The organism is Pelatocladus sp. BLCC-F211 (assembly GCF_041928655.1).
GTDB lineage: Bacteria > Cyanobacteriota > Cyanobacteriia > Cyanobacteriales > Nostocaceae > Pelatocladus.
Genome location: NZ_JBHFLM010000129.1, coordinates 54,662 through 68,297, shown reverse-complemented (window position 1 = coordinate 68,297; position 13,636 = coordinate 54,662). Strand labels below are relative to the sequence as shown.

13 protein-coding genes are annotated in these 13,636 nt (G+C 41.5%); 9 read left to right on the top strand and 4 right to left on the bottom strand.

Annotated elements, in window-relative coordinates:
- Window positions 1-119: 119 nt before the first annotated feature.
- The 4 genes from lpxC to lpxB all read left to right on the top strand — a co-directional run bounded on the left by lpxC (window position 120) and on the right by lpxB (window position 4,096).
- A complete protein-coding gene (lpxC, locus tag ACE1AT_RS15990; RefSeq protein WP_374869990.1) occupies window positions 120-968 on the top strand; it encodes a UDP-3-O-acyl-N-acetylglucosamine deacetylase in 849 nt (282 codons plus the stop codon).
- A gap of 135 nt (window positions 969-1,103) precedes the next feature.
- Entirely contained in the window at window positions 1,104-1,634 is a 531-nt protein-coding gene (gene fabZ, locus ACE1AT_RS15985) for a 3-hydroxyacyl-ACP dehydratase FabZ (protein WP_374869988.1), read from the top strand.
- A gap of 219 nt (window positions 1,635-1,853) precedes the next feature.
- Window positions 1,854-2,675 (top strand): acyl-ACP--UDP-N-acetylglucosamine O-acyltransferase, encoded by an 822-nt coding sequence (gene lpxA / locus ACE1AT_RS15980; RefSeq protein WP_374869986.1) that lies wholly within the window; start codon window positions 1,854-1,856, stop codon window positions 2,673-2,675.
- A 266-nt stretch (window positions 2,676-2,941) separates the two neighbouring features.
- Window positions 2,942-4,096, top strand: a complete 1,155-nt coding sequence (gene lpxB / locus ACE1AT_RS15975) for a lipid-A-disaccharide synthase (RefSeq protein WP_374869984.1) — start codon at window positions 2,942-2,944, stop codon at window positions 4,094-4,096.
- A 116-nt stretch (window positions 4,097-4,212) separates the two neighbouring features.
- Here the strand turns inward: lpxB and ACE1AT_RS15970 are convergent, their stop codons facing one another.
- The gene (locus tag ACE1AT_RS15970) at window positions 4,213-4,473 is read right to left on the bottom strand and encodes a hypothetical protein (protein WP_374869982.1); all 261 of its coding nucleotides are present in this window, start codon (window positions 4,471-4,473) and stop codon (window positions 4,213-4,215) included.
- A 260-nt stretch (window positions 4,474-4,733) separates the two neighbouring features.
- Here ACE1AT_RS15970 and ACE1AT_RS15965 point away from each other — a divergent pair, with 260 nt between their 5' ends.
- Window positions 4,734-6,446, top strand: coding sequence for a solute carrier family 26 protein (locus tag ACE1AT_RS15965; RefSeq protein ID WP_374869980.1), 1,713 nt, complete (start codon window positions 4,734-4,736; stop codon window positions 6,444-6,446).
- Window positions 6,447-6,460: 14 nt separating this feature from the next.
- Here ACE1AT_RS15965 and ACE1AT_RS15960 read toward each other — a convergent pair whose 3' ends face one another.
- Together ACE1AT_RS15960 and ACE1AT_RS15955 are read right to left on the bottom strand one after the other, a co-directional pair.
- A complete protein-coding gene (locus tag ACE1AT_RS15960; RefSeq protein WP_374869978.1) occupies window positions 6,461-6,856 on the bottom strand; it encodes a hypothetical protein in 396 nt (131 codons plus the stop codon).
- Window positions 6,857-6,911: 55 nt separating this feature from the next.
- Entirely contained in the window at window positions 6,912-7,883 is a 972-nt protein-coding gene (locus tag ACE1AT_RS15955; RefSeq protein WP_374869976.1) for a M48 family metallopeptidase, read from the bottom strand.
- A gap of 177 nt (window positions 7,884-8,060) precedes the next feature.
- On the opposite strand from ACE1AT_RS15955, the gene ACE1AT_RS15950 reads away from it, so the two are divergent.
- From ACE1AT_RS15950 to ACE1AT_RS15935, 4 genes are all read left to right on the top strand, one after another.
- Window positions 8,061-9,596, top strand: coding sequence for a helicase C-terminal domain-containing protein (locus tag ACE1AT_RS15950; protein WP_374869974.1), 1,536 nt, complete (start codon window positions 8,061-8,063; stop codon window positions 9,594-9,596).
- A 146-nt stretch (window positions 9,597-9,742) separates the two neighbouring features.
- Window positions 9,743-9,961, top strand: a complete 219-nt coding sequence (locus tag ACE1AT_RS15945) for a DUF2839 domain-containing protein (RefSeq protein ID WP_374869972.1) — start codon at window positions 9,743-9,745, stop codon at window positions 9,959-9,961.
- Between the two features lie 564 nt (window positions 9,962-10,525).
- Window positions 10,526-10,963, top strand: a complete 438-nt coding sequence (locus ACE1AT_RS15940; RefSeq protein ID WP_374869970.1) for a Fur family transcriptional regulator — start codon at window positions 10,526-10,528, stop codon at window positions 10,961-10,963.
- 369 nt (window positions 10,964-11,332) lie between these two features.
- Complete coding sequence (locus ACE1AT_RS15935; RefSeq protein WP_374869968.1) at window positions 11,333-11,698, top strand: four helix bundle protein; 366 nt, start codon at window positions 11,333-11,335, stop codon at window positions 11,696-11,698.
- Window positions 11,699-11,831: 133 nt separating this feature from the next.
- On the opposite strand, the gene ACE1AT_RS15930 is transcribed toward ACE1AT_RS15935, so the two are convergent.
- Window positions 11,832-13,475 carry a GUN4 domain-containing protein gene (locus ACE1AT_RS15930; protein ID WP_374869966.1) on the bottom strand — a complete coding sequence of 548 codons (1,644 nt, stop codon included), beginning with the start codon at window positions 13,473-13,475 and terminating at the stop codon, window positions 11,832-11,834.
- Window positions 13,476-13,636 lie beyond the last annotated feature (161 nt).

Below are 13,636 nucleotides of genomic sequence, written 5' to 3'. Positions count from 1 at the left end.
GTCATTTGTCAATAGTAAAAAACTGGTTGTCCTAGAGACTTTTGACTATGGACAGATAACAAATGACAAATGACTAATGACAGAGGACAAATGACCAATGACAAATAACTAATAACTATATGCAAAAAACTCTCGCAGCTGAAATTACTCTTACAGGGGTGGGACTGCATAGTGGTGTAAATACCAAAGTGCGGATAATACCAACACAAGCAGATAGCGGACGTTACTTTGTCCGAACAGACTTACCAAACACTCCAATTATTCCAGCTCAAGTACCTGCCGTCAGTCAGACTGTTCTCTCAACTCAATTAGGCAAAGATGAGGAAAGTGTTCGGACTGTTGAGCATTTATTGGCAGCACTAGCAGGTATGGGTGTAGACAATGTCCGTATTGAAATTGACGGGCCAGAAGTACCGCTTTTAGATGGTTCGGCAAAGCTATGGGCAGAAAGTATTGCTCAAGTGGGTTTGGTTTCCCAAAGCTCAACTACAGCACCCAATATTGCTGTGTCTATCAATGAGCCTATATGCATACGTCAGGACGATGCTTTTGTTTGCGCCCTCCCTGCACCAACTACTCGCTTTACCTACGGCATTGATTTTGAATTACCTGCGATTGGTAATCAATGGTACAGCTGGTCACTAGCTGCGGAATCGGAAAATTCTGATGCTAGCTTTACAACAGAAATAGCCCCAGCCCGTACTTTTGGTTTACTACATCAAATTGAATACCTGCAAAAATCCGGGTTAATTAAGGGTGGAAGCTTAGAAAATGCTCTTGTGTGTGGACCTGATGGTTGGCTAAATCCACCATTAAGATTTGCAAATGAGCCAGTACGTCATAAAATTTTGGATCTAGTAGGAGATTTGAGTTTACTAGGACTTTTCCCTCATGCTCATTTTTTGGCATATAAAGCCAGCCACAATTTACACGTGCAACTGGCACAGAAAATTTGGGAATTGCATTAGTTGTTATTGGTTAGTGGATAGTAGTAAATAGTTAGTGGTATTTTGACAACTAACTACTAACTACTAACTACTAACTACTAACAAACATAATTTGATCGCCTACAAGACTACACCTAAAAATCAACCACACCATCAATGGCAACTGTCACTGAAGTCAATTCTACCGATAACCCGACATCCGCACCTACCCAGGAGCAGTCTGATAATTCCACTACAAGCACATCTGAAACAAAAGTGATGTTCACTGCGGAAGAAATTCAGAAACTTCTACCCCATCGTTACCCCTTTGCACTTGTAGATAAGATCATTGACTACACACCAGGGAAACGAGCTGTTGGCATTAAAAACGTCACAATTAATGAACCTCATTTTCAAGGACATTTTCCAGGACGTCCGATCATGCCGGGTGTGCTAATTGTAGAAGCAATGGCACAGGTTGGTGGTGTCGTGATGACACAAGTGCCACAATTAGAAGGCGGACTCTTCCTATTCGCTGGTATAGATAAAGTCCGTTTCCGTCGCCAAGTTGTTCCCGGAGATCAACTACTCATGACTGTGGAACTGTTATGGATAAAACAACGTCGTTTCGGTAAGATGCAGGCTCGCGCCGAGGTTGACGGTCAGTTAGTTGCTGAAGGCGAATTAATGTTTTCCCTCGTAAGCTGAAAATTTATTCTATTGGTAGAGGTATCAGCGTAAAGCACCTCTACAAAATTTTGTATTAGGGATATCAGTAATAACAATAAACAACTGTTACACTCTGATTTCCATATATTCACTGCCCTCACACCTGTAAAAAATTGATGCTTTCGGCTACTGAACTCAGACGCTCCGTGGCGCGTTTGGTAAAAAACTTAGCACGCTTACTGTTTTGGAGATGTACCCTTGAAAACGCTTATTCATCCAACTGCTGTAATTCATCCTAACGCGGATCTGCACCCAACAGTGGAAGTCGGTGCCTATGCTGTGATTGGTGGGCATGTGAAAGTCGGTCCTGATACTACAATTGGCGCTCATGTAGTGCTGGACGGACATGTAGAAATCGGAGCGCGAAATCAGATTTTTCCGGGGGCTGCCATTGGTATGGAACCCCAAGATCGAAAGTATGCTGGTGAAGCTAGTTGGGTCAAAATTGGTAACGATAATCGCATTCGCGAATATGTGACAATTAACCGTGCTACTGGTGTAGGAGAAGCTACAACTATTGGTAACGGTAATTTACTAATGGCTTATGTGCATGTTGCTCATAACTGTGTCATTGAAGACTCCGTGACTATTTCCAATGCGGTAGCGATCGCGGGTCATGTTCATATTGAATCAAGAGCAACGATCAGTGGGGTTCTCGGTATCCATCAATTTGTGCATATTGGTAAGTACGCGATGGTAGGAGGAATGAGCCGTATTGACCGGGATGTACCACCATATATGTTAGTAGAGGGAAATCCGACACGAGTGCGATCGCTCAACCTAGTGGGACTTAAACGCGCTGGTTTTTCTATTAGTGAATTACAAATATTGAAAAAAGCCTTCCGTATACTTTACCGTTCAGATTTACTCTTCAAAGATGCTTTAGAAGAAGTAGAACTGTTAGGAAATACAGAACAATTACAGCACTTGCGTCGTTTTCTCCTACTTTCGCAAATGCCCGGAAGACGTGGTTTAATTCCTGGAAAAGGAAAAATAACCAGCAGAGATGATGAGTCTTGAGACTAAGGGATCGGGGATCGGGGATTGGGGATTGGGGACAAGGGAGACAAGGGGAGCCAGTGCGTTGCGGAGGTTCCACGCCACCTGCTTTATGCCGGGGAACCCGTCCACCGCAGTGGCTCCTCCGTTGTAGCACCTGGCGTGGACAAGGGAGAGAAGAAACACCAATTCCCCGTTCTCCGTTCTCCGTTCTCCGTTCCCTGTTCCCTAATCCCCGATCCCTTTTCCCCGATCCCCGATCCCCTTTCCCCGATCTCTATTCAAAAATGCGAATATTTATTAGTACTGGTGAAGTGTCTGGCGATTTGCAGGGGTCGCTGTTGGTGACGGCGCTGCGACAGCAAGCTATTGCTGCTGGGTTGGAATTAGAAATTGTGGCACTCGGTGGTGAGAAAATGGCAGCAGCAGGAGCAATTTTGCTGGGTAATACCAGCGAAATTGGTTCTTTTGGTTTTTTGGAATCTCTAAATTTTGTGCTACCAACTCTGCAAATACAGCGCCAAGCGATCGCCTATCTCAAGCAAAATCCGCCTGACTTGGTAGTGTTGATTGACTACATGGGACCAAATCTAGGTATTGGCAATTATCTTCGCCGCCAACTACCACAAGTTCCTATTGTATATTATATTGCTCCCCAGGTTTGGGCTTCTTCAGTTAATCTTGGTAATACAAAGCAAATTACTCATGTTAGTGACAAAATATTAGCTATTTTCCCTGAAGAAGCGCGTTACTTTCAAGACAAAGGTACAAAAGTTACCTGGGTAGGTCATCCACTGATAGATAGGATAGAAAAATTTCCCAGCCGAGAAACAGCACGCTGTCAATTAGGAATCGCCGATGATGCGATCGCTGTGGCACTTTTACCAGCCTCTCGTCATCAAGAACTCAAGTATCTTCTACCTGTAATGTTTCAAGCAGCGCAGGTAATTCAAGCTAAACTACCGCACGTTCATTTCTGGATTCCTCTATCTCTGGAAATTTACCGTCAAAAAATAGAACAAGAGATACAACGGTACGGTTTACAAGCCACGGTAGTTTCAGGTCAACAACAGGAAGTACTGGCTGCTGCTGATTTGGCACTTACTAAGTGCGGGACTGTCAATCTGGAACTCGCCTTGTTAAAAGTACCGCAGGTAGTTATTTACCGTCTTAGTCCTTTTACTTACTGGGTTGCTCGTAATATCCTCAAAATAACTTTTCCTTTTGCCTCGCCAGTTAATTTGATTGTTATGAAAGCAATTGTGCCAGAGTTTCTTCAAAAATCAGCCACACCAGAGAATATTATTCAAGCAGCAATGGAATTTTTGCTCAACCACGAACGCAAACAACAAATACAAGCAGATTATGAAGAAATGCAACGGTTGATTGGAGAATTGGGAGTGTGCGATCGCGCAGCTAAAGAAATTTTGCAAATGCTGTAAGTAGTCATTAGTTATTTGTCATTTGTTATTGGTAAGTGTTTCAAGATTGTTTACGTTTCGTAACTCGCGTTCTGTTTATTCCCGCCGACTTATCTATGAACAATTAAGCGATTTTTTTAGATGAGTAAAAAGAAAGCAATGAGAACAAGGCTGAGAGCAATAGCGAACAAAATAGCGTATTCGACTCGGCGACTGATGATTCCGACAGCTGCAATTAAAGCGATCGCAAGGCTAAAAATACCAATGTATTGTTCTCTTTGTAAATTTTTAGCGATCAATGGGTCTTGTTGCTGATTATTTGGTAATGGGGTTTCTGGAATTGTTTGTGCTAGGTAGTGTGATTTAAAACTAACTGATTCTTTTTTATAAGTCTTCATAAGTATTATTTTTTAATGAATTTTATTAAGACAATAAATGATTTATTTCTCAGATATTTGTCATTTCTATGTCCACCCTGCATCAAGTTTATTGTTGATGAATTATTCTCATATCAACCTTTAGGGTGATTCTGACAAAAACAGATTCATTAAGTCAGCTGTCAATCAATTTATGTATCTCATCAAGTAGATTTACTTAACCTCCTCTTAAACTAATTAATATCTTCTGAAGTTTAATCTAAGGGTGGTCTGCGATCGCCATGTTAAAAAATAAAACTATCTCCCTGCGACTACCAGGGTTGAAACGGCTACTGTCTTATCAGCGAGCATGGTTACGAGGGGATGTGCTAGCGGGTGTAACAGTGGCTGCTTATTTAATTCCCCAGTGTATGGCCTATGGGGAGTTAGCAGGGGTGAAACCTATAGTAGGATTGTGGGCAATTATACCACCAATGGTGATTTACACTCTGTTTGGTTCATCACCTCAACTCTCGGTAGGGCCAGAATCAACAACAGCAGTGATGACGGCGGCGGCGATCGCTCCTTTGGTAGCAGCCAATGACACTAATTACGCTATTCTCGCTTCTCTCCTGGCTTTGATGGTGGGAATAATCTGCATAATTGGCTACATTGCCCGTCTGGGTTTTCTGGCAGACCTCTTATCCAAACCAATATTGATTGGTTATATGGCGGGGGTTGCTGTAATTATGATTACAGGGCAACTTAGTAAAGTTACTGGCATTGATATTGAGGCAAACACTGTTTTTGGACAAATTAGGGAATTCCTCAGCAGGGTGGATCAAATTCACTTGCCAACTTTGATTCTGGCAGTTCTCGTCTTAATCTTCTTATTCTTTATTCAAAATCGCTTTCGCAATGCACCCGCTCCCTTGCTAGCGGTGTTATTAGCAACGGCTGCTGTCACACTATTTGATCTAGATCACTGGGGAGTGGCTGTTGTCGGATCAATTCCAGCTGGTTTGCCTCATTTTGCCTTACCCAAGGTTTCAGTTCAGGAACTTTTACCACTAGTAGCATCGGCGATTGGGATTGCGATCGTTGGTTATTCAGATAATGTACTAACGGCACGGGCATTTGCTACCCGCAATCACTATAAAATCGATGCAAACCAAGAACTATTGGCGCTAGGAACCTCTAACTTGGGAAACGGATTGATGCAGGGTTTCCCAATCAGTAGCAGTGGTAGCCGTACTGTAATCGGTGACTCATTGGGAAGCAAGACACAGATGTTTTCCTTGATAGCGCTGGTTGTCGTTGTCTTGGTGCTGTTGTTTTTGCGGCCATTATTGGCACAGTTTCCGAAAGCAGCACTGGGAGCAATTGTAATTTATGCAGCTACCAAACTAATTGAAATCCGAGAATTTTTGAGGTTAGGAAAATTTCGCCGGAGTGAGTTATTGCTGGCTTTGATCACAATGCTTGGGGTTTTGTTGACAGATATTCTGGTTGGTGTTGCTGTGGCTGTCGGTTTGTCAGTGATTGATTTGTTTGCTCGCGTAGCACGGCCACACGACGCAGTTTTAGGAGAAGTACCAGATTTACCAGGATTACACGATATCGAAGATTGGGAGGGAGCGAAGACTATTCCAGGATTAGTAATTTATCGCTATGATGCTCCCCTATGCTTTGCCAATGTGGAACACTTCAAACGACGCGCATTGGAAGCTATAGAAGCGGAAACAACTCCAGTGGAGTGGTTTGTGCTGAACACCGAAGCAATTGTGGAAGTTGATATTACTGCCATTGACACAATTGCAGAATTGCAAAGCGAACTAGCCACTAGAGGTATCACTTTTGCTATGACACGTGTGAAACAGGATCTCTACCTACAGCTAAAGCGATCAGGATTGTTGCAGAAGATAGGATCTGAACATATATATTTGACCATACATACAGCGATCGCAGGATTTGCAGCACGCGATCGCCATTCCTACAATAATGCAAACGATTAAATAATAAGTTCAGTTCATGGTGAAAAGCGAGATAATATTGCTTTTGTTTTCAAATCACAAATTTTTACAATCGCCTCTACCATTTCCTTCTGATCGCCTTGCAAATTGAGTTTGTCTAGTGCTTGATAAAAATCATCCCCAGAACGTAGGTTGTGAGTCAATTCAGCTAGTTGAGATGAGTCCAAAACTTTCTGAATTTCTCGATTACGCCGTTGACGTACTGCTTGAAGTTGTTGCCGTACTTGCGGAGTAAGATTCATCTCTAAGGATGGTTTAGCTGCTATGGAAATAGTCACAGCAGAATTTGTATGGAAATTAACAGAGGAAGCTAAAGCCGTTGTCGGTAATAAGACAACAACCAGAAAAATTATACTGAAGATACATAGAAACTTGGTAGATTTGAGCATCATCTTGAAAAATTTTTACCTGTTAGTAGTTAGTGGTGAATAATTCCCCAATCTCCACTCAACCTGATTTTTTCATTTTATTAATCTGTCTTTGCAATTCTTCAATTTTTCGCTGTAATTTTTCGACTTCTGGGTTTTGGGTAGAATTTTCTGTTGCTTTTACATCTACTGATCCCGATGCAGGCGATCGCGCATAATTTCCTTGCTTGATTTGCTGATATTCTGCTGAAACTGCCCACTCCTGTAGATAACGCAAGCGTTCTACAGGAAAAGGATGGCTCAACATCTCGCTTTGAGCGCCACTGTAAACCAAAAATTTATAGACTTGATTTAATTCATCTTCGTCCAGCACTTGATAATTTTCCGACTGACGAATTAACTCTTTTAAACTACATTCATTGGCATATTTTATACTGCCACCCGCGCTTTTCATAATTGATGTCATCACGGTATCTAAGTCATCTACTAATAATAATGCGGCTCGGTCTGCTGATAACTCTGCTTTGCGTCGCCATTCAAAGAAAGCATAAATTAATGCTGGTGTAACAAAATTACCGATACCAAAAGTAAATCTCCCCAGGGCAGAAGCAGCACTCATCGCCCCCATCGCCATTTGAATTAAAATAGTATGACCACATTTAATATGCCCCAGTTCATGGGCTAGCACCGCCCTAATCTCGGCTTCGTTTAGTAAGTCTAAAATCCCTGTATTTATGACTATATAAGGATGTTCTTGCCCCAGTGCATAGCTATCGGCTTGGGGATTTTGTGAAACAAACAGTGCTGGTTCTGGATAAATATCTAAATCCCGCACACATTGGCGAAAAATCTGGTAAATAGTGGAGTATTGACGAGGCCCAACTTGGATGGTGTTGCCCATTAGATAAATTAACTGAGGGCGCTCGTAGATAAATTCCATCAGTTTACGGGCGACTAAATCAAATCCCGGTAAACTACGCAATGCTTGTTCAGCTTGCCGATCCAGGGGATGTCTAAAAGCTTCGCTGGAAATTCCTGTATAGGTTGCCATAATTTAGGGTAATTGGTGATTGGTCATTAGACGCGATTATTCTTTTACCTTGAAGCCGCTCTTACGAGCGTCTACGCGTCTGTACAATAGTCATTCGTGATTGGTCATTACTAATGACAACATAATAGAAATGGGGTTGTTACAAGCAAAAATCACTTTGTATGGGATGAAAAGCGTGTGATTGAGGCAGAAGTTCATTTATCATTACATAACTTCCTGCGATCGCAGGCGGGTTTCCCAACGTGGCCCCATCATTTAACGATGGCACGGTTGGTTGCACGCGCTCTGCGCTTGGGACGTAGCGCCCTGATTCAAGTGGGTGCGGCTTGCGGCTATCAAGGGCGATATCGTACAAGCTTTGTAGCATCGGCTTTGATGTGGTATGGCCCTGTGATTATCGTTGCTCCTGAAGTTGTGCAGCAACGTCTTGTGAAAGTGGAAATTCCTCGCCTACAGCAGTGGCTGGGAGTCAATAAGTCGATTAGAACAGGTGATATCTGGCCAAGTGGCGACTTTCAAGGACTGTTTTTGATTTCTCCTCAAGCTTGGTTAAAAGCACAACTAACATCCAAAGATAATTTTCCAGCGGGTATTCCTACAATTATTGATGGTGTAGATGATTTAGAAGCTTGGGTGCGCGAGCAACTTACTATCACTTGGGAAGCCCAAGATTGGGATCAATTGATACTTGCCTATCCACACATTGCTGAGGAAATTCGCTCTGTACGAGCAAAACTCACACACGAACTATTTCAGCATCCTGCGAATCCCTACGAATGTTATTTGATTTCTCAAGCAGAAACAGAGCTGTTGAACTGTCTGTATTCAGCTTTAGACATAGATACTCTCCCCGATGCTTGGAAAAAGTTTTGGCAACAATTCCAGCACTCTTGTGCTTCCCCTACTCTCCTTTGGGCTACTATTAGTCGTCGTCAAGGTTTGTTTTCTTTACACAGCGCTCCGATTGATATAGCAGAAATACTGACGCCGATGTGGCAACGTCAACCTGTGGTATTAATTGGTAGTTCCTTAGAACCGGAAACCGAGGCTCCTCTTTTTCGTCAACACCTTGGTTTAGGTGAGGAATTGACCTGTTTAAAGTTCTCGGATAGCCAAACCGAAGCGATTCAACTTTATATACCGTATCAGTTGCCCTTACCAAATACTCCAGAATTTCAAGCAGCATTTATTCACAAAGTGCGGACATTAGTCTGTTTGAGTGCGACATCACCAGGATTGACAGTGGTGTTGGTGGGAGATATGCCATTAAAGTCTCAAGTGGGAGCAATCTTAGCTTCGGAATTTGGTTCACGAGTCCAAGTAGAAAAAACTTGTTTGGATGAAAATGGGATTTTAATTAGTGGTTGGGACTTTTGGCGAGAACATCAAAAAGTTTTACCTGCACCACAATTACTTGTAATCGCGACTTTACCTTTACCATCCCTTGAACATCCATTGGTAGCGGGAAGAGTTGCCTATTATAAGCGATCGCATCAAGATTGGTTTCGTTTATATTTATTGCCAGCCGCTTTAAACGAATTACAAAGAGCTATCGCCCCAGCTAGAGAAAGTCAAGGTGTTGTAGCTTTACTTGATGGTCGAGTTGTCAGCCGTAGCTATGGCGCTCAAATATTAACTGCGCTCAGTCCCTTGGCACGGATTAACTATCTTGATCCCAGCTTATTTTCTCAATCGAGTGAGGACGACTCATAAAATTTGTGTTGGTGGTTGGTGGTTGATGGTTACTGGTTTCTTTCTCCAACCAATAAACCAACAATCAACAAAATCCACATCTGGTATTTAATATATACAACAAGAAATTCGTTGAATTTTTGGAATTTTAGTCGTAGGTGAAGCAAATGGGTGAAGCAAAACGTCGTAAAGAAGCACTTGGAGAAAAATACGGTCAACCCCAACAAGAGCGGATAATGTCTTGGGTTCCGATCACAAAGTCACAAGCAGAAATTTTTGTAAAATGGACTACTCGTGGTGCTTGGATTGGCATTGGCGTTATGGTTGCAGCTTGGGTGACAATTCGTTTTATTGGCCCAGCTTTCGGCTGGTGGCAAGTAGTTTGAACCAAAAAGTTAAGCTATTTTTCAACTTAAAGACAACTCGGTTATCCGAACTGTCTTTAAGTTTTTATACCAAAAATATAATAAATTCAGTAAATTAATTGAGATTCGACATTCCGCAAGTGCGATCGCGAGCTTGTAGAGTAGGGCGGTTAAAGAAGATTTATTTTTTCACCACTAATACCATTTCACAAAAATCTTGATACAAATACAGGTGTGTAGAGACGTAGCAATGCTACGTCTCTACAAGATTCATATGTATCGCTATTAACGTGAAATGGTATAAGACACTAAGAAAACTATGCTTTGAAGGTTACACCTTTTGCGTCTAGGTAGACGTTTACAACAAATTTAAGCTAAAGTTGTAATGAGTTTGTTTTAGGCTCTGGTGTGACTGCACAATTGTCAAGAAACATAAAAATTCCTCTCGCCGATCTGTGATTTCCGCAGCAATTACTAGTCACAACATAGTTTCAGGCTGACTAGGGAGGTCAATAAGCGTTAGATATATAAATAACAATAAACATTGAAAAGAAAAATTTAGTAGAACAGTTAATAAGCATCAATATGCAAAAACCGACGATATCTACAAAACCCATTCGTTCTTTAGAAGATGCAGTAGAGCAGTGTCAAGTACAGGGTATGCGTGTTAGTCGCCAACGTCGCTTTATTCTTGAGTTGCTTTGGCAAGCAAAAGAGCATCTTTCTGCTAGAGAAATTTATGATCGCCTCAATCAGCAAGGTAAAGCGATCGGTCACACTTCTGTATATCAAAATTTAGAAGCCTTATCTTCTGGTGGAATTATTGAATGTATTGAACGTTGTGATGGACGTCTATATGGTAATATCAGTGACTCGCACAGCCATGTCAACTGTTTGGATACAAACCAAATTATGGACGTTCACATCACATTACCAGAAGAAATTATTCGCTTAGTTGAAGAACAGACAGGGGTGAAAGTTACAGATTATAGTATTAACTTTTACGGCTATCGTAATTCATAAGCGATCGCACTTTTACTTCATAATTAACTGCGATCGCTTTAACCTTAAGGCTTAATGTTGTAATCTTAAGGCTTAATGTTCTAGCCTTAAGGCTTAATATTGTAACCTTAAGGGTCAAAGTTGTAACATTAATGACTAAAATTTGTTGGTGAGTGCATTATAGCAAGCATGGTATTTTAGCGATTTTTTTCATGCCTCGCCCAAAACGCAATTTTCAATCAGGTTTCTGCTATCACATCACGACTCGCTGCAATAACCGCGAACGCCCTAACGGGAAGTCAAAAGTCAAAAGTCAAAAGTCAAAAGTCAAAAATAAGTATTTTCAGACTATTATTGTATCCATACTGAAGCTTTAGTATACTTTTCAGTATGAGTAATTACATTCCAATTCCTGATAGAGCATTTGAATTTGCTGTTAGGATCACAAAGCTTTGTTCCTATCTAGATAAACAACAAGGCACATACAGATTATTGGCTAATCAGTTATTTAGAGCAGGAACTTCAATAGGTGCTAATATCGAAGAATCTCGTTCCGCAGAGAGCGATAAAGATTTCATAAGTAAACAATCAATAGCTCTGAAAGAAGCAAAAGAAACAAGATATTGGTTGAGGCTGTTAATTAAATCAGAAATGATGACTGAGGTACAAGTAGAAAATCTTTTAGATGAGTGTGAACAATTAATTAAAATTATTGCTAAATCAATCGTAACGACTAAAGGAAAGCTAGAAAAATAATCTTTTGACTTTTGACTTTTAAATTTTGACTTCCCCGAAGGGGGTTGCCAGGTATCGGAATTCTGAAATGTTGATTCTACCGTTTATTTGGGGCTTGTAATAATTCTTTATAAATCTCGTAAAGCCTTAGATGTTACAGTTTACAAGTCTCGATGCGAGAGAAGAGACTCTCAATCACCCAATTTTGCCCACCAGCAGGGAGGTGTCCCTTTGGGGCTGTGGTGTCAAAAGTTACTTCAGTATAGTTTTTCCAACTGCTGTTCACTCTCCATCCTACGCGATCGCCAAACTTTTCCCAGGCTTCTTTGTAATACTTGCCGTCTGCCTTACCGCCTACGCTCAAGTAAATTTCCTTTTGGACGCTAAAGCCAAAGTGTCCATTGCTGTATTTTACCCATAAGCGGTCAATTGTGCGTAAGTCAGTGCAAGGAAAATTTAAGAGTTCGTTTTCGGTGAACCAGTCACCATCTTCTTTACCTACAGCCTGAATCATCACCAGATAGGTTTCATGGTCAGCTTCTTTCCAGTTTTTTGCTGCTAGTAAGTCGCGCAGTTTGGTGTAGTCAATGCCTTTTTCAGAACTGAGATCATCTTCCTCAGCACCCCGACTCGCCTCAATACTGCTCGGATAAGCTGATTTATTAACCGACAAACTCTGTAGAGACGCGCCATGGCGAGTCTCTACACGCTCGGTAGCAGGTGGGGTCAAGCGCTCGTGTATCGGTGCAACGTCTTCATCTCGAAGTTTGAGAATCTGCTGAAATCGCTTTAATTCTTCCCAAGTTTCATCACTGAGAACAGGTTCCTCTTGCAACATCTCAACCAAAACCTGTTCATATTCCTGTAAACTTTGCTGGTACTCACGGAATGGTTTGAGAACTTCTTCTTTGATTGCAGCAGCTTCTTCTGGCGTTAACTTTAATTCCCTTTGCCTACGACTCAGAATCCCGCGTCCAACTGCTGAGAAACTACCATCTTTCCTCACACATCTCTCAACTTCCTTACGATACTCTAATTTCGGATCACCTACAGGAGCTTTCGCCAGCCGGATTGTATAACCTTCTTGAACAGCATAAATTTCAGGCTTCATTGCTGGTCTTGCTTCCTGCACTTTGCGCTTGGCATAATCATGTAGTTCAGCAACTGTAATCACACCATTGTTATCAGTATCAGCTGTTCCCTTTTCAATGCCCTCAATTAAATATTGAGTATAAACTCCGCCTCCTTGATCTTCAAAGGAAACTTGTGTAGCTGTCGAAGAGGTTAACACAGCTCTACCTTCACCACCCAATTGAGCAGCAATATCAATGTCAATAGCTGGAACCAAATCTTTTGCACTCATCCCCTCAGCAAATGCACCACTAAAGCAGCAATCAAGAATCAAAACCTGTCGCTTTGATTGGCTACGATTCATACATTGTTCTTGAATAAACCTAGCAGATACCGCAGTTCCAGTAAAAACTTGCCTCTGGAGATTCATTTCAGTGTCATGGGTGACAAAGTACAAATACCCATTTTCATCTCGAAAGCCATGACCAGACAAATAGAGTAATACAAGGTCGTCTGTTTGGCGCTGTTCGGTGAACAGACGTTCAATCTCTAAGTGCGTGGTTCTACAATCACAGTCAATCAACTGTTTGACTTCATCAAAATAGCCAATATTCGAGTGCTGCAAAACACGCTGCATTGCTTCAATGTCTTTGACCACACCAGCTAACGGTTTGATTAAATTAGATTTATACTGGCTAACCCCGATTAGCAATGCAACTTTTGCCATTCTGCTATCCTATTTGTCACGGAAAAATTCTGCGCTTTCTGCATAGCAAAGTCAAATGCTTCTTTAATTACTTAGTTATTCCTATATGATTTCTATATTCCAGTATAAATTGGAGCTAAAGACGGACTGTCTCAAAAGTCTACCACTGCTTCTCAAATACA

Excerpts from the sequence above, each read along its gene's own strand:
- lpxC (WP_374869990.1), top strand. The coding sequence starts at position 120 with ATGCAAAAAACTCTCGCAGCTGAAATTACTCTTACAGGGGTGGGACTG.
- fabZ (WP_374869988.1), top strand. The coding sequence starts at position 1,104 with ATGGCAACTGTCACTGAAGTCAATTCTACCGATAACCCGACATCCGCA.
- lpxB (WP_374869984.1), top strand. The coding sequence starts at position 2,942 with ATGCGAATATTTATTAGTACTGGTGAAGTGTCTGGCGATTTGCAGGGG.
- ACE1AT_RS15970 (WP_374869982.1), bottom strand. The coding sequence starts at position 4,473 with ATGAAGACTTATAAAAAAGAATCAGTTAGTTTTAAATCACACTACCTA.
- ACE1AT_RS15965 (WP_374869980.1), top strand. The coding sequence starts at position 4,734 with ATGTTAAAAAATAAAACTATCTCCCTGCGACTACCAGGGTTGAAACGG.
- ACE1AT_RS15960 (WP_374869978.1), bottom strand. The coding sequence starts at position 6,856 with ATGATGCTCAAATCTACCAAGTTTCTATGTATCTTCAGTATAATTTTT.
- ACE1AT_RS15955 (WP_374869976.1), bottom strand. The coding sequence starts at position 7,883 with ATGGCAACCTATACAGGAATTTCCAGCGAAGCTTTTAGACATCCCCTG.
- ACE1AT_RS15945 (WP_374869972.1), top strand. The coding sequence starts at position 9,743 with ATGGGTGAAGCAAAACGTCGTAAAGAAGCACTTGGAGAAAAATACGGT.
- ACE1AT_RS15940 (WP_374869970.1), top strand. The coding sequence starts at position 10,526 with ATGCAAAAACCGACGATATCTACAAAACCCATTCGTTCTTTAGAAGAT.
- ACE1AT_RS15935 (WP_374869968.1), top strand. The coding sequence starts at position 11,333 with ATGAGTAATTACATTCCAATTCCTGATAGAGCATTTGAATTTGCTGTT.
- ACE1AT_RS15930 (WP_374869966.1), bottom strand. The coding sequence starts at position 13,475 with ATGGCAAAAGTTGCATTGCTAATCGGGGTTAGCCAGTATAAATCTAAT.